Raw genomic sequence first — 19,680 nt, forward strand, 5'->3', positions numbered from 1 at the left:
ATGTCACTGTTAGAAATCAAGAATCTCAACGTACGCTTCGGCGACAAGAACGCCACACCGGTGGTCGACGGCCTCGACCTCAAAGTGGACAAGGGCGAAGTCCTGGCCATCGTGGGCGAATCGGGTTCCGGCAAGTCCGTGACCATGATGGCGCTGATGGGCCTGATCGAGCACCCGGGGATCGTGACTGCCGACTCCCTGAGTTTCGACGGCAAAGACATGCTCAAGCTGAGCAATCGCCAGCGTCGGCAGATCGTCGGCAAAGACCTGTCCATGGTGTTCCAGGACCCGATGACCGCGCTCAACCCGAGCTACACCGTCGGTTTCCAGATCGAAGAAGTGCTGCGCCTGCACCTGAAAATGTCCGGTAAGGCCGCCCGCAAGCGCGCCATCGAACTGCTGGAAAAGGTTGAAATCCCGGGTGCCTCCAGCCGCATGGACGCCTATCCGCACCAACTGTCCGGCGGCATGAGCCAGCGTGTGGCAATTGCCATGGCGATTGCCGGCGAGCCGAAACTGCTGATCGCGGACGAACCGACCACCGCACTCGACGTGACGATTCAGGCGCAGATCATGGACCTGCTGCTGGCGTTGCAGAAAGAGCAGAACATGGGCCTGGTGCTGATCACCCACGACCTCGCCGTCGTGGCTGAAACCGCCCAGCGCGTGTGCGTGATGTACGCCGGTCAAGCCGTTGAAGTCGGTCAGGTGCCGCAACTGTTCGACATCCCGGCCCACCCGTACAGCGAAGCGCTGCTCAAGGCGATTCCGGAACACAGCCAGGGTGCCGAGCGTCTGGCCACCCTGCCGGGCATCGTTCCCGGCCGTTACGACCGTCCGCAAGGCTGCCTGCTGTCGCCGCGCTGCCCGTACGTGCAGGACAGCTGCCGCGCGCAGCGTCCGACCCTTGACCCGAAAAGCCACAGCCTCGCCCGCTGCTTCTACCCGTTGAACCAGGAGGTGGCGTAATGGCCGTCGTACTTACCGCCCGCGACCTGACCCGTCACTACGAAGTCTCCCGTGGCCTGTTCAAGGGCCACGCGACCGTACGCGCCCTCAACGGTGTGTCGTTCGAACTGGAAGCCGGCAAGACCCTCGCCGTTGTGGGCGAATCGGGCTGCGGCAAATCCACCCTGGCCCGTGCCCTGACCCTGATCGAGGAGCCGTCGTCCGGTTCCCTGAAAATCGCCGGCCAAGAAGTGGCCGGCGCCGACAAGGCCCAGCGCAAGCAACTGCGCAAAGACGTGCAGATGGTGTTCCAGAGCCCGTACGCCTCGTTGAACCCACGGCAGAAGATCGGTGATCAACTGGCCGAGCCGCTACTGATCAACACCAACCTGTCGGCCGCCGAACGTCGCGAGAAAGTCCAGGCGATGATGAAGCAGGTCGGCTTGCGTCCCGAGCACTATCAGCGCTATCCGCACATGTTCTCGGGCGGTCAGCGTCAGCGTATCGCGCTGGCCCGAGCGATGATGCTGCAACCGAAAGTGCTGGTGGCGGACGAACCGACTTCGGCGCTGGACGTATCGATCCAGGCGCAGGTGCTGAACCTGTTCATGGACATGCAGCAGGAGTTCAACACCGGTTACGTGTTCATCTCGCACAACCTGGCGGTGGTGCAGCACGTGGCCGATGACGTGATGGTGATGTACCTCGGCCGCCCGGTGGAAATCGGTCCGAAGGATGACATCTACGCCCGTCCTCTGCATCCCTACACCCAGGCGCTGCTGTCGGCGACTCCGACCATCCATCCGGATCCGGACAAGCCGAAAATCAAAATCGTCGGCGAGTTGCCAAACCCGCTGAACCCGCCACCGGGTTGCGCGTTCCACAAGCGCTGCCCGTACGCGACCGAACGTTGCAGCGCAGAAGAGCCGGCCCTGCGCCAGCTCGACACCCGTCAGGTAGCGTGCCACTACGCCGAGCAGTTCCTCGACGGCGCGGCATAAAAAACCCGCCCTGTTGCCGGGGCGGGTCGTTCAAGCGTTGACCAAACCTCTTCTTCTTCGATTGCGCATCAGTCGGGGAAGAAGGGGTTTTCTTTTGTCTGCAATCTACGTCTGGCTGTCGCCATCATCCGGATCATCGGTATCCGGCTCGTCGGTGGTCGAGTCGTCATCGTCCTTGCTGCCGCCCTGATCCTGATCACCCGGTTCGGACTCGGACTTGGCGAGCATGATCACCGCTGCGTGGCCATGGGTAGCGTTAAAACCTTGCGGTGGGCCGCCAGTACTCGCCCATGCCGCCGTGGTGCCGAGCGTCAGCATCACCAAAACCTTAAGCAACAACACTATGCGTTGAAAAATGCTCATGAGCGTTTCCATCCTTTCGTGATTGAAGCCAGAGTGCCGATCCGGCGCTGAATAAAATCTAGTTCCGATCAGCCGGGTTCACCAGATAGGACGCTAACCAATGCCCATAATTGCTGCGGGTGGACAGACCGCTTTCGAATAACCTCCATAACCGGATCAGCTAAGCGAGGCGGCCTTGCGGGTTTGCAAGGGCTGCTTGCCCGTCACCCGCAAACGGGTCGCCAGATACACCAACGGGACGGACATCAGCGCCAGCGCCGCACTGGCCACCCAGACGCTGTGACCACCGAACTGCCCGTAAAGCTGACCGCTCAGCACCGGTGACAGCAGCGCGCTCGCACTCCAGGCCATGAAAAACAGACCAAAGTACTGACCGCTTTTTCCGCGTTGCGCATGCTGCATGACCAGCACATTCAGCGGCGGCATGAACAGCGCTTCACCGAGGGTCCAGACCACCGTCGACAGACAGGCATAAAACAAACCGGAACCCAGCGGCAACATGCCGAGCCCGACCGCCAGCAGTATGCAGCCGGCAATCAATGGCCGACACGAGCCCCAGCGTTCGCCCCAATGCGAGATTGGAATCTGCAACACCACGACAAGGACTGCGTTGATTGCGAACTGCCAGCCAATGGCCTCGGTACTCAAGCGATAGTAATCGCGCAGGTAGTTGCCGAGCGTGCTGTAGACCGTGTCGAACGCCATGCCGAGCAGGACGGTCGCCGCCAGCAGCCAGAGGAATGGCTTGTCGCGATACGGCAGGCCGGAGCCAGTCTGCGCCTCAGGTGTTTCTTGCGGGACAAGCATCGGTCGTCGCCAGGTCGTGCGGACAAACCAGAGCAACGCCACCAGCGTCAGCGCCGCACTGATGAAGAACACCCAGCGAAAATCCGTCTGCGCCAGCACACCGCCCGCGATACCGGCGGCGGCCATCCCGAGGTTTCGCGCGATACGGCTCAAGGCCTGCGCCCGTGGGCGCTGCGCAACCTCGCAATACTCCATGATCAAGCGTTGATGCAGCGTGCGGATCGCGCCGTCGATCGTACCGCTGAGCAACAGCAGCCCGGCCAGCAACGGCACCTGCGTGACCAGCCCGAGCCCGAGCAGCACCCACGCTGAAACGAAGAACAGCGCCGCCGTCAGCCGAGCGGTGCGGACATGGTCACTGAGCAAGCCGCCCAACATCGAACCGATCAACAGCCCGCCGCCATACGCCGCCAATAGCCAGCCAACGGTCTCGATGGCGAAGCCCAGTTCCTGACGCAGATACAGCGCCATGAACAGCTTGACCATGCTGCTCAGCCGATTGATGAACAACAGCGCCGCCAGCACCCAGGCCATGGTGCTGAAGTAACCGTCGAGTCGCAGCAGATGAATCAACCGACCGGTCATTACCTTGATCCCTCCTTGATCATTCTTCGCCGCAGGTTCGCACCCGGATCAAATGGACCCGCCCATACTCAATCAACAGGCAAAAAAAAGCCCACTGTTTTATCAGTGGGCTTTCGGGTGTCGCCAATCAGCGCTTAGTGATGCTCACGCGTCGCACGGAATTTCACGTCCGGCCAGCGCTCTTCCATCAGGGCCAGGTTGACGCGGGTCGGAGCGAGGTAGGTCAGGTGACCGCCGCCGTCCAGTGCCAGGTTTTCCACAGCCTTGTTGGAGAATTCCTCAAGTTTCTTCTTGTCGCCGCATTCGATCCAGCGCGCGGAGTACACGGTGATCGGCTCGTAGGAGCACTCGACCTTGTATTCCTCTTTCAGGCGGCTGGCGACCACATCGAACTGCAGCACACCGACGGCGCCGAGGATGATGTCGTTGCTGCGCTCCGGGAAGAACACCTGGGTCGCGCCTTCTTCGGCCAGCTGTTGCAGGCCCTGGCGCAGTTGCTTGGATTTCAGCGGATCGCGCAGGCGTACGCGGCGGAACAGTTCCGGGGCGAAGTGCGGGATACCGGTGAAGCCCAGGCTTTCGCCTTCGCTGAAGGTGTCGCCGATCTGGATCGTGCCGTGGTTGTGCAGACCGATGATGTCGCCGGCGTACGCCTCTTCCAGTTGCTCACGCTCGGAGGAGAAGAACGTCAGGGCGTCGCCGATGCGCACGTCCTTGCCGGTGCGCACGTGGCGCATCTTCATGCCTTTCTCGTACTTGCCGGAGCAGATACGCATGAAGGCGATACGGTCGCGGTGTTTCGGGTCCATGTTCGCCTGGATCTTGAAGATGAAGCCCGAGAACTTCTCTTCCACCGGCTCCACGGTGCGCTCGTTGGCCACACGGGCCAGCGGACGCGGTGCCCAGTCGACCACGGCGTCGAGAACGTGGTCGACACCGAAGTTACCCAGCGCCGTACCGAAGAACACCGGGGTCATCTGACCGTCGAGGAACTCCTGCTGATTGAACTCGTGGCAGGCGCCCTGCACCAGTTCCAGCTGTTCGAGAAAACGATCGTACTCGTCGCCCAGGTGTGCGCGGGCTTCGTCGGAGTCAAGCTTCTCGATGATCTTGGTTTCGGTGCGTTCGTGACCGTGACCGGCGGTGTAGACAATGATGTAGTCGTCGGCGAGGTGGTACACGCCCTTGAAGTCGCGGTAGCAACCGATCGGCCAGGTGATCGGCGCAGCCTTGATCTTCAGGACGGCTTCGATCTCGTCGAGCAGTTCGATCGGGTCGCGGATGTCACGATCGAGTTTGTTGATGAAGCTGACGATCGGCGTGTCACGCAGACGGCAGACGTCCATCAGCGCGATGGTACGTGGCTCTACACCTTTACCGCCGTCGAGGACCATCAAGGCCGAGTCCACCGCCGTCAGGGTGCGGTAAGTATCTTCGGAGAAGTCTTCGTGGCCCGGGGTGTCGAGCAGGTTGATCATGTGTTCGCGATACGGGAACTGCATGACCGACGTGGTAATCGAGATACCCCGCTGCTTTTCCATCTCCATCCAGTCGGATGTCGCGTGGCGGTCGGATTTACGGGATTTCACCGTACCGGCCACCGCAATCGCCTTGCCCATCAGCAAGAGCTTTTCGGTGATGGTGGTTTTACCGGCATCGGGGTGGGAAATAATGGCGAAAGTGCGGCGTTTCGCGACTTCGGCGGCCTGGTTGGTCATGGGAAATCGCCTGGCGGTGATTCAAAAAAGGGCCGCGATTATAGCCCAAGTCAACGCAATAACCGAACCGTTGAGCACATTAAGGGTGGCCAAATGCTGCCGTGGATGGGAACCTTTTAAAGCACGGAGACGTCCATCCCCTGTTACGACTTTTCGTCAGGGGCTGAAAAATCAGCAAGTTAGCCTGACGAGGCTGCGCTCATGGCTCGCTTTCAGACCGCTGTTGCCGGTGCTGAGGGAGCTGCTTCTCGCGAACGTTATTTTCCCGGCAGCCAGGCATGGCATGCCACTCGGGACGGCGTTCGCCGACTATAAAAAAGGAGTCCGCCTGTGGCTATCCGCTATGGCAAAGGGCTGATGGGAGGTGCGGTGGTGATCGCGCTCCTGGCCCTGCTGGTCCACTGGATCGGCATCAACACGATCGAACACTACCGCGACGATTTGTTGTTTTACCTGCAAGCTCATCTGATTCTCGTCCTCGCTTCAATGCTGGCCGCCCTTGTCGTGGGCATCCCCGCCGGCATCTTCCTGAGCCGCCCGACCATGGTCGGCCGCGCCGAACGCTTCATGCAGATCTTCAACATCGGTAACACCGTGCCACCACTGGCCGTACTCGCGATTGCCCTGGGGATTCTCGGCATCGGCAGCGGACCGGCGATCTTCGCCCTGTTCCTCGCCTCTCTTTTGCCGATTGTGCGCAACACCTACGAAGGCCTGAAAAACGTCCAGGGCTCACTGAAAGAAGCCGCAACCGGCATCGGCATGACCCCGCGTCAGGTGCTGTGGCAGGTCGAATTGCCCAACGCCGTGCCGATCATCGTCGGCGGTGTGCGCGTGGCGCTGGCGATCAACGTCGGTACTGCGCCGCTGGCCTTCCTGATCGGCGCCAACAGCCTCGGCAGCCTGATTTTCCCCGGCATCGCCCTGAACAATCAGCCGCAACTGCTGCTCGGCGCCGCGTGCACCGCGCTGCTGGCCCTGCTGCTCGATGGCGTGGTCACCCTCGCCAGCCGTCTCTGGCTGGAACGCGGTTTGCGCCCGTCTTAAGGCTTCGGCAAAGGAATATTCATGAAACGACTTAGTTTGATTCTGAGCTGTGCCCTGCTGTTCGCAGGATTTGCCCAGGCGGCGGAAAAGCCGCTCATTCGCCTCGGCGCCCGCGTGTTCACCGAACAAACCCTGCTCGCGGAAATCACCGCCCAATACCTGCGCAGCAAAGGCTACGACGCGCAGATCACCGGTGGTCTGGGCAGCAACCTGGCCCGCAGCGCCCACGAAAGCGGGCAACTGGACATGCTCTGGGAATACACCGGCGTGTCGCTGGTGGCCTACAACCATGTCACCGAAAAGCTCGATAGCGAACAGTCTTACGCCCGGGTCAAAGAACTCGACGCGAAAAAAGGCCTGGTCTGGCTGACCCCGTCGAAATTCAGCAACACCTACGCCCTCGCCCTGCCGAAAAAAGTGGCCGAGGAATACCCGCAGATCAGCAATATCAGTCAGCTGAACGATGTGTTGCGCAGCGAAGCCAAGCGCAATCATCTGGTGGCGCTGGACACCGAGTTCGCCAACCGCTCGGACGGTCTGGACGGCATGGTCAAGCTGTACGACATGAACCTGACCCGCCAGAACATCCGGCAGATGGACGCAGGACTGGTCTACACCGCACTTCGCAACGGCCAGGTGTTCGCCGGTCTGGTCTACACCACCGACGGTCGCCTCAACGCATTCGGGCTGAAGCTGCTGGAAGACGACAAGCATTACTTTCCGGACTACACCGCTGCGCCAGTCGTGCGTCAGGCCTACCTCGACGCCCACCCGCAACTGGCGGAGCAACTCAAGCCGCTGGCCGAATTGTTCGACGACGAAACCATGCGCCAGCTCAACGCGCGGGTCGACGTTGATCACGAGAGCCCGTCGAAAGTCGCTGCCGATTTCCTGCGCCAGCATCCATTGAACTAAAGGAGGAAAAGTCATGGAATTCCTGAACGCCTTTTCCCACCTCGACTGGCAGCAGGTGATGCACCTGACCTGGCAGCACATCACGCTGGTCGGCATCGCCGTCAGTCTGGCGATTCTCATCGGCGTGCCGCTGGGCATTCTGATGACGCGTTTCCCGAGCCTCGCCGGCCCGTTACAGGCCAGCGCCACGGTGCTGCTGACCGTGCCGTCGATTGCGTTGTTCGGCCTGCTGCTGCCGTTCTACTCGAAATTCGGCCAGGGCCTCGGCCCGATGCCTGCGATCACCGCCGTGTTCCTTTATTCACTGCTGCCGATCATGCGCAACACCTACCTCGCCCTGACCGGTGTCGAGCCGGGCATCCGCGAAGCCGCACGCGGCATCGGCATGACCTTCGGCCAGCGCCTGCGCATGGTCGAGTTGCCGATTGCAGTGCCGGTGATCCTCGCCGGTGTGCGCACCGCCGTGGTGATGAACATCGGCGTGATGACCATCGCCGCGACCATCGGCGCCGGCGGCCTCGGCGTGTTGATCCTCGCCTCCATCAGCCGCAGCGACATGTCGATGCTGATCGTCGGCGCGCTGCTGGTCAGTCTTCTGGCGATCTTCGCCGACCTGTTTTTGCAGTGGCTGCAACGCTCTTTGACTCCAAAAGGATTACTCAAATGATCGAACTTCAAAACCTCAGCAAGACCTTCCAAAGCAACGGCAAAGATGTGAAAGCCGTGGACTCGGTGAGCCTGACCGTCAATGAAGGCGAAATCTGCGTATTCCTCGGGCCATCGGGCTGTGGCAAAAGCACCACGCTGAAAATGATCAACCGCCTGATCAAGCCGACCTCCGGCAAGATCCTGATCAACGGCGAAGACACCACCGACCTCGACGAAGTGACCCTGCGTCGCAACATCGGCTACGTGATCCAGCAGATCGGTCTGTTCCCGAACATGACCATCGAAGAGAACATCGTGGTGGTGCCGAAACTGCTCGGCTGGGACAAACAGAAATGCCACGACCGCGCCCGCGAACTGATGAGCATGATCAAGCTTGAGCCCAAGCAGTATCTACATCGTTATCCACGCGAATTGTCCGGCGGCCAGCAGCAACGGATCGGCGTGATCCGTGCACTGGCAGCGGATGCACCGCTGTTGCTGATGGACGAACCGTTCGGTGCGGTCGACCCGATCAACCGCGAGATGATCCAGAACGAGTTCTTCGAAATGCAGCGCGCGCTGAACAAGACCGTGATCATGGTCAGCCACGACATCGATGAAGCGATCAAGCTCGGCGACAAGATCGCAATCTTCCGCGCCGGCAAGCTGTTGCAGATCGACCATCCGGACACTCTGCTCGCCCATCCGGCAGACGACTTTGTCAGCAACTTCGTCGGCCAGGACAGCACGTTGAAACGTCTGTTGCTGGTAAAAGCCGAAGACGCGGCAGACAACGCGCCGTCCGTCAGCCCGGAAACTCCGGTGACCGATGCGCTGGAGTTGATGGACGAGCATGACCGCCGCTATGTCGTCGTGACTGACGCTGAGAACAAGGCGCTGGGTTATGTGCGCCGTCGTGACCTGCATCGTCAGACCGGCACCTGTGCGCAGTTCCTCCGGGAGTTCAACGCTACCGCTGCGTACGACGAGCATCTGCGGATTCTGTTGTCGCGGATGTACGAGTTCAATCGGTCATGGTTGCCTGTGATGGATGCCGAGCGAGTGTTTCTTGGGGAGGTGACTCAGGAGTCGATTGCCGAGTATTTGAGCTCCGGCAAGTCCCGTGGGGGCAAGACCAGTATTGTGTCGCCAGCGGAAGTTGCGTTGGCGTGAGACACGGGCTGTAAAAAGGGCGGTGCTTTTGGATAAGCACCGCCCTTTTTGGTTCAGGAGGAAATGGCCTGATCGGCGGCGATGAATTCAAACTTCACGTCGTGCGTCTGAACCTGTGGAAGCGTTATACGTATCATCGGTACCCAGATTCCGGTTTGAGTCTTGAAATCCCGCTGGTCGTACTGCGCCGCGGGTTTGCCGGTATCGTTGAGGTAGAAAACCGCCATAATCGGCAATACCGCGCCTTTGCCCTGCCCCCAGTTTTCCAGTCTGAACTCGTTTTGTGTATTGAAAGCAAACGTTCCCCCTTGCCCTTGAGCCTTGATTGCCTCATTGAATGCTTCGGTGGCCTTTTCATTCAGAACATCGCGAACATCAAATCCGCACAGGTATCCGTACTTGTTCGGCTGGCTGTTGTAGTGGACGATATATTGCGCAGCCGTATTAATGTTCTGCGCCTGACATGGAGAACTGCTGGGGACGCCAGGGGTTTCTCCGCAACCACTATTGGTTCGCGAGGTTGTTGCGCCATCTACTGGAAAAAAACACAAAATTTCCGGTTCGATCTTTCCCGTGGGGTTGTAGAAATAAGGACTGAAAATAAAACCATTATTGTAGCCAAACACCAACTTGCTGAACTTGGCGTCCTTGCGCAACCAGGAAAATGAAACGCCGGTGCTGGAAGGATTCGGGTTCCAGAAATGAAAGGCGGTGGAGTGCTGTGTCGCACGCACCGGCACCCCGCTACACAAGAATGCGGGGGCGCTGGGATTGGCCCGACACATAGAAATAGTGTTGTTGTAGTACTCCGTCAAATAAGCCGCTGTTTCAGGCCCGGTAAAGGACTGTGTTGTTCCTGCACTTGCGGACTGCACAGCTTGGGCATTTTTGTCGGTCGTAACATTCGGAGCAAGATCATGAGTCACACATCCCGAAAGCAACAAAACAACTATCCACACTAATAGCCTGTTCATTTTTCCTGCCTCCACAAAGCTATAAGCCACATCAAAGATTGAACTTCTATCGTGCAAAAACGTGCACCTTCAAGCTCATCTTTCGGAATGGCATCCAAATAAATCCAGCACGACGACTGTGCAATCACCTTAATAACAATTCAGAAATTAAGCACCTGTCAGAACTGACAGTAGGTAAAAGGCCAGCCATATCTTTTCGAAATCAAAACAGGCTGGGCTATAGCCAGATTGCGATTGAGTGCCAAGCGAATGATGCTCGGCGAGGTCACCCAGGAATCGACTGCGGCGTAACTGAGTTCAGGTCGTTCACGCGGAATGAAGACCAATATTGTGTCGCCAGCCGAGGCGGCGGCCTGATCAAAAGCAAAAGTGCTGTTCACAAGCCCTTTTTTCGACCGCCGGAACAAGAAAGCCGTGATTTTTTTGCCGACGATGAGCCGGCAAGAAATATCAACACATCAGAAGGCTGAGCCCGGCCGAAGATGTCAGCCCAAACCAGCAACTTCCCTCTCAACTTCCCTTCTCGCTGCCAACGTCGCCGATGTTGAAGTGATCGTACTTACCGGAGAGTTGGCACACATCAGCTTCGAACGTGCAGGTATTTTTAACACCTGAAAATTATTGCGGAACATCTGACCGTCATCTCGGTCGGCTACAAAGAGTGATATCCGCGACGCACGTCAGAAGCGTGCAAAAACGCGACATTTTTAGTTGATCTCAGGCCCCTCACGCCCTAAAGTTCGCGCCGAACGTCCATGCTGGAAACGATCCATCCGGCTCAAGTACTGACGACGAGACAGCAAGGCCAAGGGCAACGACCCATGGCCTTTTTGCTTTCGGCGACATGCCTTGGGAAGTAGGCGAACCAAAGTGGGGATACGGAGGGCGTTCATTTGCACCCATTGTTTTTACGAGTTTGCCCATAGGAGCTCCCAGCATGTCGATCCAGGTCGAAGACTATTTCGCGCGCGCCACTTTTGACAAAATGAAGGCGTTCGCCGACAAACAGGAAACCCCGTTCGTGGTGATCGACACCGCGATGATCGCCCAGGCCTACGATGACCTGCGCGCCGGTTTCGAATTCGCCAAGGTCTACTACGCGGTCAAGGCCAACCCGGCCGTCGAGATCATCGACCTGCTCAAAGAGAAAGGTTCGAGCTTCGACATCGCCTCGATCTATGAGCTGGACAAAGTGCTGGGCCGTGGCGTCAGCCCGGACCGCATCAGCTACGGCAACACCATCAAGAAATCCAAGGACATCCGCTACTTCTACGAGAAGGGCGTGCGTCTGTTCTCCACCGACTCCGAAGCCGACCTGCGCAACATCGCCAAGGCTGCGCCGGGCTCGAAAATCTACGTGCGCATCCTGACCGAAGGCTCGACCACGGCTGACTGGCCACTGTCGCGCAAATTCGGCTGCCAGACCGACATGGCCATGGACCTGCTGATCCTCGCCCGCGACCTGGGCCTGGTGCCTTACGGCATCTCGTTCCACGTCGGCTCGCAACAGCGCGACATCAGCGTCTGGGACGCGGCGATCGCCAAGGTAAAAGTGATCTTCGAGCGCCTGAAAGAAGAAGACGGCATCCATCTCAAGCTGATCAACATGGGCGGCGGCTTCCCGGCCAACTACATCACCCGCACCAACAGCCTGGAAACCTACGCCGAAGAGATCATCCGCTTCCTGAAGGAAGACTTCGGTGATGACCTGCCGGAAATCATTCTGGAGCCGGGCCGTTCGCTGATCGCCAACGCCGGTATCCTGGTCAGCGAAGTGGTACTGGTTGCACGTAAGTCCCGTACCGCCGTCGAGCGCTGGGTTTATACCGATGTGGGCAAGTTTTCCGGCCTGATCGAAACCATGGACGAAGCGATCAAGTTCCCGATCTGGACCGAGAAAAAAGGCGAGATGGAAGAAGTGGTCATCGCCGGCCCGACCTGCGACAGCGCCGACATCATGTACGAAAACTACAAGTACGGCCTGCCGCTGAACCTGGCGATCGGTGATCGCCTGTACTGGCTGTCGACCGGTGCGTACACCACCAGTTACAGCGCCGTAGAGTTCAATGGCTTCCCGCCGCTGAAATCGTTCTACGTGTAAGCGACGCTTCAACTGAAAAGGCCCATGCATGCATGGGCCTTTTTTATTTGCGCAGCCAAGTCTCAAGGTGATTGATCATCGCCATGAACTCTTCAGCGCCCTCCTTCGAGGCGGCGAGCTGGAAATTCAACTCCCCGAGTTTCGATACACGTTCAGCTCTCAACAACTCATTGAACACAGTATCGATGCGTAAGCCGGTCTCTTCGAGAAACACGCTGAGTTGCGAACTCACGGAAGCCAGTCCGTTAAACAACGCGGCGATATCGGTTTTGTACTCTGCGGCTTTTACGAGCGGATCAGCTGACGACCAAGCGAAGTCCCAGGCTGGTGCTGTACGCGCTTCGCGAAACAACTCCTCGACCACTGTCGGTTGGGTATGACACTGGCACGAGCGATGATCCATCGCCCTGATGAACACCGACTTAAGCCCGAACGACTCGTCATGCACCTCAGCGATGGTGTATTTCAGTTGGCGTATCGCCGCCCTCAGCGAGGAAAACCGAAGTGCCAGTTCGTGAATCAGATCCGGCACATCAGTGGGCGGAAACAACTTCCAGGTTGGCGACCTGGATAAACTGTACAGCTTGAAATCCACCTGACTGAGGGGCTCGTTCCTTGAGGTGTTTTTGATGATTTCCTGAGTCTCAGCGGTGAACAGGGTGAGATCCGCAACATATGTGCTGCACAGGCGTCGAGCGTCTTCAGTACGCTCCCAGAACTCCTGCAAGTAGCGCGCATTGAACCTGGCGTTGTTCAAACGCGAATCGTTGGCCAGTACCGCCATTTGATGACCGATGGCTCTGCGGCGCTCGAACACCAAAGGAATGTTATTGAAGGTTGGGTTCAGAGAGCCCAGGAAATTCGTGTATCGATCCAGTACGCGTCGTTGTGCTGCGGAAAACTCATAGGCAAGTGTATTCATGACTGATCGGGAAGCGGTGGGCAGAACGCCCACCGCCTCGACTCCTTACTGCTGAACCGTTTTCAGATACTGCCGGACGTCGGCAATACGGGCGATGGCAGAAGCCGTTCTCTGCTCGACAGGCTGCGACTTGTCCTGTTTGAAGTCTCGGGCGAAGGACTCGAATACGGCCACCAGATTCGAGAATTCATTCACGTAACTCCAGCGCTCCTCGTCCAGTTGGTCGAGGACTTGCACCAGGTGAATCTTTCCATCGATCTGCGCAATATCGTTGATGTGTTTCTTCAACTGCGCCTTCAGATCAGCCGCTTTTTCCTTGAGTTGGTTGTAAGCCGCCAGCATGTTCAGATAAGAGATCGCCTCACCAATACCCGAGATCATTTTTTTCAAGGTATCAATGGCGAACAACGCGACTTGAACCTGCGGTGGCGCCAGCCCCAGTGCTTTCAGGTTATCCAGCGTCAGCTGGGCTTCCTTACCGATTTTCTCCACCCCGGCTTTCGCGAGCAGGTCGAGCGCTTCAGACACCGATTTCATCTGCTTTTCGAAATCGGCGACTTTTTCTTCCGACTTGACCTTCAGGGCTTCCGTGAAGGCCCGGTCCTGTTGCAGCGTTGCAATCCATTGCGCCGACGCCGATCGGTCATAGGCGGTACTCAAGCCGTTGTGCGTCATCTTCAAATCGTCCGCGTGCTCGGAGACGTTCATCGATACATTCTTGAGTTCGCTTTCCATTTCCTCGCGGATTTCATCCGCGTCTTCCGGATATTCGAGAAGTTCGGCCTGAGACATTTTCAGCTTGTTCTGCGCACGCTCCAGATTGATCCCTGTTGTCTGGGCCTGATTACGAAGTTCGAATGTGGCTTTCTGGATAGCCACTGTCAGCCCATTCATTGTGCGGACGGTACCCGGCAGATAGTTGAACTGCTCACCGAGCATTTGCGCAGTGACATTGCTTGTTTGAACGGCAGCCGCGTGGGCACGCAAAGCTGTAACATCAAAATCCGAAGTGGCGGGATGATTACTTGGCGAAAACATCATTGCTTTGCTCCTGAACACCGTAAAACTGCTTCCATACTCTTTATCTGCCGCAGCAAACACGCCCAACAGCTGATCGGAACTCACCTTGATCTGCTCCCACGGATCAATAATGCCGAGAATCTGGTTCTTGAACTTCCTCAAGGAAGTTGCTTCCTGCAGCAGATCAACTTCTTTGACAGATGCAGTGATATAGGTACTCAGTGCATTCCAGACCAGCATCAGGTTTTGCGTGGCGACTTCAGCTTCAATCGCTACATAGCTCAGGTTCTGCAAATCATCGCGCACTTTGTTCAGGGAACTCAGCGTCTGGTTTTTGCTGGCCATTACCTGGTTGGAAGCCTGTTGCTCTGCCTTCAACCTGTTTCGCTCCTTTCGGATTTTTTCGGCCTTGACGCCCTGATAGATGCCGAGAATCAAACCACCGATATTCAGTGCGGCTGCCGACCTGATCGCTTCCTGAACCAACTGATCATATTGCTTGTTCAGTTCATCGATTTCTTTCGAGCGCTGGTCGATTTCGACCTGTAGAGCCTGGATGTCTGCCTGATAGGTATTGCGAGACACAAACTCCAGTCGCAGCTTGATCTCTGGCAGCACGATCTCGCGCATATCAGCGCCAAAACTGTCGAGTTCAGCTCTGACGTGCTCGGCCTTCGCGTGGCACTGCATGACCTTGGCCAGCATGTCGTTGAGGTAGGCCTTGATTTCAGGAACATCACCGGACGGCAAACCCAGGTCGGGAAGCCCCGGAATCGTGCGTTTCAGCTCCAGATACTCTTCCGGCGTTTTGATATCGTATTCCTCCAGGTATCTGGAGGCTTTCAGGTCTTCGTAGATCTCAACTATTCCTTTGCCTGTGCGAATAATGCTGCCGGCAAAAATCTTGAGATCGGTCCCTGTGAGCATGATTTTTTCACGCAACGGCGACCAGCGCTTGGCATGGTCGTAGGTGTAGGTGAATGTCCGCAGAAAGTCCGTTGCCTTGAGCCCAACACCTCCTGTATCCCCGGCGCCATAGTTCAAATAGGCAACGACATCCGCCAGTCGAACGGGAAGCGACAGCCCCAGCACTTCATACTTACGCAGGCTGATGATCTGTTCTTTGGTTAATTGAATACCGGTTTCCCGATTGTATTCTTCACCCTCGCCGAGCGAAGCACTTACAAACACCCGAGGCGCCTTTGCAGCGGCCTCGACAATCTTGCTGTCCATCTTGAATTCCATAAGAGACTCCTTGTCTTCTTCGGATATTTAATAAAAGTCGTTCTAGATATACGACATCATCGAGCGATTCATTCCAACTTGAGCGCCGACATCGCAAAACAACCTTAGGACAGCAAGACAACAATCAACAAGCATTCAAATATTAGCAATCAAGACAAACAAACCATCCGCCCAGACTCTTATCCGAGAACAGCCATATCAACTTGATAAAAAACAAACTCACCGCAGAATAAATACTTACAAAGCAACTAACTCCGCCAGCCGCAACTTATAAGCGTCGGCCATTGCACGAATTTGCGGATGTCGTGCATTCAACAAAGACACGCTGGCGACTCGCAGGAAATTCACATTGCCCGCGTCCAGCGCCTTGCGCAGCCAGCCGAGTGCGTCATCGATGTGCCCTTCGTCGGCAAGCATTGCCGCATGACTGAACTGCCCACGAAAGTCGCCACCCTCGGCCGCACGCCGATACCAGTCGCGCGCCGTTGGCAGGTCTTGCGGACAGTGGCGTCCCTCTTCCAGATACCGGCCCAGCAGGTTCATCGACTTGGCATGCCCCGACTCGGCAGCACGGCGGTACAGGGCGAGGGCCAGCGCCTGGTCTTCGGGTATTCCACGTCCGGTGGCGTGCAGGTTTGCCAGGTTGTACATCGCCCAATCCAGCCCCGCGTCGGCGGCTGTTTGGTAATGGCGCGCAGCGCGCTCGGCGTCGGCCACACAACCCCATCCGTGTTCATGACAGCGGCCGAGCATGTTGCGCGCCATTAGATGACCTTGCCCGGCGGCGATTTCAAACCAGCGCAATGCCAGCGGTTGATCCTGAGCAATCCCATGACCATCGAGCAGAATCTGCCCGAGCAGCGCCTGCGCTTCGAGCACGCCCTCGCCCGCCGCCATCAGAATGGCCTGAGCCGCGCGAGCCGGGCTTTCTTCGAGCATGGCGGTGAGCCGTTCGCCGTCGAGGATTTCTTCGCGGCGCAAACGAAAGTCCGTCACTTACACCTCGACCCAGCGGCGCAACAGGTTGTGATAGGTGCCGGTGAGGCGGATCAGCGAAGGGTGATCGGGCATGTCCTGAGTCAGTTGCTGGATCGCACCGTCCATCTCGAACAGCAAGGCGCGTTGGCTGTCTTCGCGCACCAGGCTTTGGGTCCAGAAGAACGAGGCATACCGAGCGCCACGAGTCACCGCGTTGACTTTATGCAGGCTGGTGCCGGGATACAGAACCATGTCGCCAGCGGGCAGCTTCACTCGCTGGGTGCCGAAGGTGTCCTGGATTTCCAGCTCGCCGCCGTCGTAGTCCTCGGGTTCGCTGAAAAACAGCGTGGCCGACAGATCGGTGCGTACCCGCTCGATGCTGCCCTTGGGCTGGCGCACGGCGTTGTCGATGTGGAAATCGAAACTGCCACCCGCCGTGTAGCAGTTGAGTAACGGCGGAAATACCTTGTGCGGCAGCGCGGCGGACATGAACAGCGGATTTTTCCACAGGCGCTCAAGCATCGCGGCGCCGATTTCCTTGGCCAGCGGATGGCCTTCGGGCAGTTGCAGATTGTGCTTGGCCTTGGCCGATTGATAGCCGGCGGTGATCTTGCCATCGGCCCAGTCGGCCTGCTCCAGAGCCTCGCGGATGCGCCGCACTTCGTCTTTCTCGAACAGAGCGGGGATGTGCAGCAGCATGTCGAAGTCACCTGATGGCAAAGAGGCGGCAATGGTATTGATTCTTATTGGCTGTGTAAAACCCGCTAGACGAATGAACTGGCAAAAACCGTAAGGTTAAATTGTAAAGAATGTAAATTCAGTGCGGATAGCAATGTTTCGCAATTGATACGAATACCTGTTTACCCTATATTCCGCCGCCTCAAATCCTTGGGGAGGGGAATAAAAATGGCACGTCAACAAGCACAATTACCGGTCAGTTCACCACGTCTGCTCGCTTCCGCCATCGGCGTCGCAATCACCGCCGGCTCCGCTGGCCACATGGTGTTCGCCGCTGAAAAGACCGACAGCAAAGCCTCCGGCAATGCCATCGCCCTGGACGCCACCGCCATCACCGGCGAAGCCCAGGACTCGACGTCCTACCAGGTCGAGAAAGCCTCCTCGCCCAAGTACACCGCGCCGCTGGTCGATACGCCGCGCTCGGTCACCGTTATTCCGCAACAAGTCCTGAAGGACACCGGCGCCCTGAACATGCAGGACGCGCTGCGCACCGTACCGGGCATCACTTTCGGTGCCGGTGAAGGTGGCAACCCGCAGGGCGACCGTCCGTTCATCCGTGGTTTCGACGCCCAGGGCGACACCTACCTCGACGGCGTGCGCGACACCGGTTCGCAGAGCCGCGAGATCTTCGCCGTGGAAAACATCGAAGTCAGCAAGGGCCCGAACTCCGCCATCGGCGGTCGCGGCGCGGCGGGCGGCAGCATCAACCTGGTGAGCAAGAAAGCACACCTGGGCAACTCGTTCGACGGTGGTTTCACCTGGGGTTCCGACCAGACCCAGCGCTACACCCTGGACGGCAACTACCAGTTCAGCGACACCGCTGCCGGCCGTCTGAACCTGATGAGCCACGAGAGCAACGTCGCCGGTCGCGACAGCGTCGACTACGACCGCTGGGGCATCGCGCCATCCCTGGCCTTCGGCCTGGGCACCGATACTCGCGTCAACCTCGACTACTACCATCTCGAAAGCAACGACACGCCGGACTCGGGCATCCCGTACACCATTCCGGCTGCCGGCTCGGCGGCACGTACCAAGTCCAATCCGGACAAGCCGTACTCGGGCGGCGATCACAGCAACTTCTACGGTCTGGACGGTCGCGACTTCCGCAAGGGTCGTACCGACACCGCGACGTTCGCCATCGAGCATGACCTGAATGACTCGCTGACCATCAAGAACACTCTGCGTCACGGCACCAGCATGCAGGATTACATCCTGACCCAGCCGGACGACAGCAAGGGCAACGTCAACAACGGCAGCGTCTGGCGTCGTGCGAACACTCGCGTGAGCAACACCGAGACCACCACCAACCAGACTGACCTGTTCGGTAACTTCTACGTTGCAGGGTTCAAGAACAGCTTCTCCACCGGTGTCGAATACACCCGTGAGGAAAGCCGCAAATCCTCTTACAACGTCAACACCGATACCACGCCGCGCTCCACCAACGTGCCGTCCAGCACCAACTGCACCCCGTCGATGATCGGCGCGTCGAGCGGCTACAACTGCACCTCGCTGTCGAACCCGAACCCGAACGATCCGTGGAACGGCGCCATTTCGCGCAACTACGCCGGCACTGACACCCAGTCCGATACTTACGCGCTGTATGTGTTCGACACCCTGGAACTGTCCCAGCAATGGCTGGTGAACATGGGACTGCGTTACGACCACTTCGAAACCGGCTACCACACCTACAACAACGCTGGCACCACCACCGCCAAAGGTGCAGACACCAGCGAGTTCGTCACCGGTCAGTTCGGCATCGTCTACAAACCGGCAGAGAACGGCAGCATCTACGCGTCCTACGCCACTTCCGCCACGCCACCGGGCAACACCCTGGGCGAAGGCATGGACGGCAACCCGCTGGGCGGCACCACCGATCGCAACGGTAACCTGCTCAAGAGCGACATGGAGCCGGAAACCACCAAGAACTACGAAATCGGCACCAAGTGGGATCTGTTGAACGATCGCCTGTCGCTGACCGCCGACATCTTCCGCACCGAGAAAGAAAACGCGCGTGTCCAGGTTGATACCACGTCGTACGAAAACGCCGGCAAGACTCGTGTACAAGGTATCGAGCTGTCGGCCAGCGGCAAGATCACCGACAAGTGGCAAGTGTTCGCCGGTTACGCCTATATGGACAGCGAGCAAGTGGATGGCGGCCCGCTGAACCGTGCCACCGACGGCAACGAACTGCCTAACACGCCGAAAAACAGCGCCAGCCTGTGGACCACTTACCAGGTCACGCCGAAGCTGACCATCGGTGGCGGTGCGTTCTACGTGGATGACGTGTTCGGCAGCGTGGCCAACACCACCATGGTCGATTCCTACGTTCGCTACGACGCGATGGCTGCGTACAAGCTGACCAAGAACGTCGACCTGCAACTGAACGTGCAGAACCTGACCAACGAAACCTACTACGACAAAGCCTTCTCGACTCACTTCGCCAACCAGGCGGCGGGCCGTACGGCATTGCTGAGCACCAACTTCCACTTCTGATAGA

16 protein-coding genes are annotated in these 19,680 nt (G+C 58.1%); 8 read left to right on the top strand and 8 right to left on the bottom strand.

Annotated features, from left to right (window positions below; translation table 11 throughout):
• On the top strand, nucleotides 1-969 hold the full coding sequence (locus tag AC07N4_RS10670) for an ABC transporter ATP-binding protein (RefSeq protein WP_085711820.1): 969 nt from the start codon (nucleotides 1-3) through the stop codon (nucleotides 967-969).
• Nucleotides 969-1,949 (top strand): peptide ABC transporter ATP-binding protein, encoded by a 981-nt coding sequence (locus tag AC07N4_RS10675; protein ID WP_096818892.1) that lies wholly within the window; start codon nucleotides 969-971, stop codon nucleotides 1,947-1,949. Before AC07N4_RS10670 ends, AC07N4_RS10675 begins: the two co-directional genes overlap by 1 nt.
• Nucleotides 1,950-2,054: 105 nt before the next feature.
• Here AC07N4_RS10675 and AC07N4_RS10680 read toward each other — a convergent pair whose 3' ends face one another.
• The 3 genes from AC07N4_RS10680 to AC07N4_RS10690 all read right to left on the bottom strand — a co-directional run bounded on the left by AC07N4_RS10680 (nucleotide 2,055) and on the right by AC07N4_RS10690 (nucleotide 5,422).
• Entirely contained in the window at nucleotides 2,055-2,312 is a 258-nt protein-coding gene (locus AC07N4_RS10680; RefSeq protein WP_096818890.1) for a hypothetical protein, read from the bottom strand.
• A 156-nt stretch (nucleotides 2,313-2,468) separates the two neighbouring features.
• Complete coding sequence (locus AC07N4_RS10685; protein WP_493065267.1) at nucleotides 2,469-3,704, bottom strand: MFS transporter; 1,236 nt, start codon at nucleotides 3,702-3,704, stop codon at nucleotides 2,469-2,471.
• A 134-nt stretch (nucleotides 3,705-3,838) separates the two neighbouring features.
• Nucleotides 3,839-5,422: a peptide chain release factor 3 gene (locus tag AC07N4_RS10690; RefSeq protein ID WP_192559766.1), complete on the bottom strand. Its 1,584-nt coding sequence runs from the start codon at nucleotides 5,420-5,422 to the stop codon at nucleotides 3,839-3,841.
• A gap of 357 nt (nucleotides 5,423-5,779) precedes the next feature.
• Between AC07N4_RS10690 and AC07N4_RS10695 the strand changes: the two genes are divergently transcribed.
• From AC07N4_RS10695 to AC07N4_RS10710, 4 genes are read left to right on the top strand one after another with little or no spacing between them, the layout of a single operon-like run.
• Nucleotides 5,780-6,469, top strand: coding sequence for an ABC transporter permease (locus tag AC07N4_RS10695; RefSeq protein ID WP_170931630.1), 690 nt, complete (start codon nucleotides 5,780-5,782; stop codon nucleotides 6,467-6,469).
• Nucleotides 6,470-6,490: 21 nt separating this feature from the next.
• Nucleotides 6,491-7,384, top strand: a complete 894-nt coding sequence (locus AC07N4_RS10700) for a glycine betaine ABC transporter substrate-binding protein (RefSeq protein WP_273540807.1) — start codon at nucleotides 6,491-6,493, stop codon at nucleotides 7,382-7,384.
• A 13-nt stretch (nucleotides 7,385-7,397) separates the two neighbouring features.
• Nucleotides 7,398-8,051 carry an ABC transporter permease gene (locus AC07N4_RS10705; protein ID WP_085729571.1) on the top strand — a complete coding sequence of 218 codons (654 nt, stop codon included), beginning with the start codon at nucleotides 7,398-7,400 and terminating at the stop codon, nucleotides 8,049-8,051.
• Complete coding sequence (locus AC07N4_RS10710; protein WP_493065266.1) at nucleotides 8,048-9,205, top strand: osmoprotectant ABC transporter ATP-binding protein OsmV; 1,158 nt, start codon at nucleotides 8,048-8,050, stop codon at nucleotides 9,203-9,205. Before AC07N4_RS10705 ends, AC07N4_RS10710 begins: the two co-directional genes overlap by 4 nt.
• A gap of 53 nt (nucleotides 9,206-9,258) precedes the next feature.
• Here the strand turns inward: AC07N4_RS10710 and AC07N4_RS10715 are convergent, their stop codons facing one another.
• On the bottom strand, nucleotides 9,259-10,236 hold the full coding sequence (locus tag AC07N4_RS10715; protein WP_493065265.1) for a hypothetical protein: 978 nt from the start codon (nucleotides 10,234-10,236) through the stop codon (nucleotides 9,259-9,261).
• A gap of 880 nt (nucleotides 10,237-11,116) precedes the next feature.
• On the opposite strand from AC07N4_RS10715, the gene AC07N4_RS10720 reads away from it, so the two are divergent.
• Nucleotides 11,117-12,280 carry a type III PLP-dependent enzyme gene (locus AC07N4_RS10720; protein ID WP_102619415.1) on the top strand — a complete coding sequence of 388 codons (1,164 nt, stop codon included), beginning with the start codon at nucleotides 11,117-11,119 and terminating at the stop codon, nucleotides 12,278-12,280.
• A gap of 43 nt (nucleotides 12,281-12,323) precedes the next feature.
• On the opposite strand, the gene AC07N4_RS10725 is transcribed toward AC07N4_RS10720, so the two are convergent.
• From AC07N4_RS10725 to AC07N4_RS10740, 4 genes are all read right to left on the bottom strand, one after another.
• Entirely contained in the window at nucleotides 12,324-13,235 is a 912-nt protein-coding gene (locus AC07N4_RS10725) for a hypothetical protein (protein ID WP_273538389.1), read from the bottom strand.
• A gap of 12 nt (nucleotides 13,236-13,247) precedes the next feature.
• Nucleotides 13,248-15,467, bottom strand: coding sequence for an alpha-xenorhabdolysin family binary toxin subunit A (locus AC07N4_RS10730; RefSeq protein WP_493065264.1), 2,220 nt, complete (start codon nucleotides 15,465-15,467; stop codon nucleotides 13,248-13,250).
• A gap of 237 nt (nucleotides 15,468-15,704) precedes the next feature.
• Nucleotides 15,705-16,463: a tetratricopeptide repeat protein gene (locus tag AC07N4_RS10735; protein ID WP_493065263.1), complete on the bottom strand. Its 759-nt coding sequence runs from the start codon at nucleotides 16,461-16,463 to the stop codon at nucleotides 15,705-15,707.
• Nucleotides 16,464-17,144, bottom strand: coding sequence for a Fe2+-dependent dioxygenase (locus AC07N4_RS10740; RefSeq protein ID WP_085698411.1), 681 nt, complete (start codon nucleotides 17,142-17,144; stop codon nucleotides 16,464-16,466). It lies immediately after the preceding gene.
• A gap of 207 nt (nucleotides 17,145-17,351) precedes the next feature.
• On the opposite strand from AC07N4_RS10740, the gene AC07N4_RS10745 reads away from it, so the two are divergent.
• Entirely contained in the window at nucleotides 17,352-19,676 is a 2,325-nt protein-coding gene (locus AC07N4_RS10745) for a TonB-dependent receptor (protein WP_493065262.1), read from the top strand.
• Nucleotides 19,677-19,680 lie beyond the last annotated feature (4 nt).

It is taken from the genome of Pseudomonas sp. GW821-FHT09E04 (assembly GCF_059416185.1).

What these genes read in the sequence shown, in the direction of transcription:
- AC07N4_RS10700 (WP_273540807.1), top strand. Translation starts at nt 6,491, where the DNA reads ATGAAACGACTTAGTTTGATTCTGAGCTGTGCCCTGCTGTTCGCAGGA.
- AC07N4_RS10745 (WP_493065262.1), top strand. Translation starts at nt 17,352, where the DNA reads ATGGCACGTCAACAAGCACAATTACCGGTCAGTTCACCACGTCTGCTC.
- AC07N4_RS10695 (WP_170931630.1), top strand. Translation starts at nt 5,780, where the DNA reads ATGGGAGGTGCGGTGGTGATCGCGCTCCTGGCCCTGCTGGTCCACTGG.
- AC07N4_RS10720 (WP_102619415.1), top strand. Translation starts at nt 11,117, where the DNA reads ATGTCGATCCAGGTCGAAGACTATTTCGCGCGCGCCACTTTTGACAAA.
- AC07N4_RS10710 (WP_493065266.1), top strand. Translation starts at nt 8,048, where the DNA reads ATGATCGAACTTCAAAACCTCAGCAAGACCTTCCAAAGCAACGGCAAA.
- AC07N4_RS10680 (WP_096818890.1), bottom strand. Translation starts at nt 2,312, where the DNA reads ATGAGCATTTTTCAACGCATAGTGTTGTTGCTTAAGGTTTTGGTGATG.
- AC07N4_RS10685 (WP_493065267.1), bottom strand. Translation starts at nt 3,704, where the DNA reads ATGACCGGTCGGTTGATTCATCTGCTGCGACTCGACGGTTACTTCAGC.
- AC07N4_RS10705 (WP_085729571.1), top strand. Translation starts at nt 7,398, where the DNA reads ATGGAATTCCTGAACGCCTTTTCCCACCTCGACTGGCAGCAGGTGATG.
- AC07N4_RS10730 (WP_493065264.1), bottom strand. Translation starts at nt 15,467, where the DNA reads ATGGAATTCAAGATGGACAGCAAGATTGTCGAGGCCGCTGCAAAGGCG.
- AC07N4_RS10690 (WP_192559766.1), bottom strand. Translation starts at nt 5,422, where the DNA reads ATGACCAACCAGGCCGCCGAAGTCGCGAAACGCCGCACTTTCGCCATT.
- AC07N4_RS10740 (WP_085698411.1), bottom strand. Translation starts at nt 17,144, where the DNA reads ATGCTGCTGCACATCCCCGCTCTGTTCGAGAAAGACGAAGTGCGGCGC.
- AC07N4_RS10675 (WP_096818892.1), top strand. Translation starts at nt 969, where the DNA reads ATGGCCGTCGTACTTACCGCCCGCGACCTGACCCGTCACTACGAAGTC.
- AC07N4_RS10670 (WP_085711820.1), top strand. Translation starts at nt 1, where the DNA reads ATGTCACTGTTAGAAATCAAGAATCTCAACGTACGCTTCGGCGACAAG.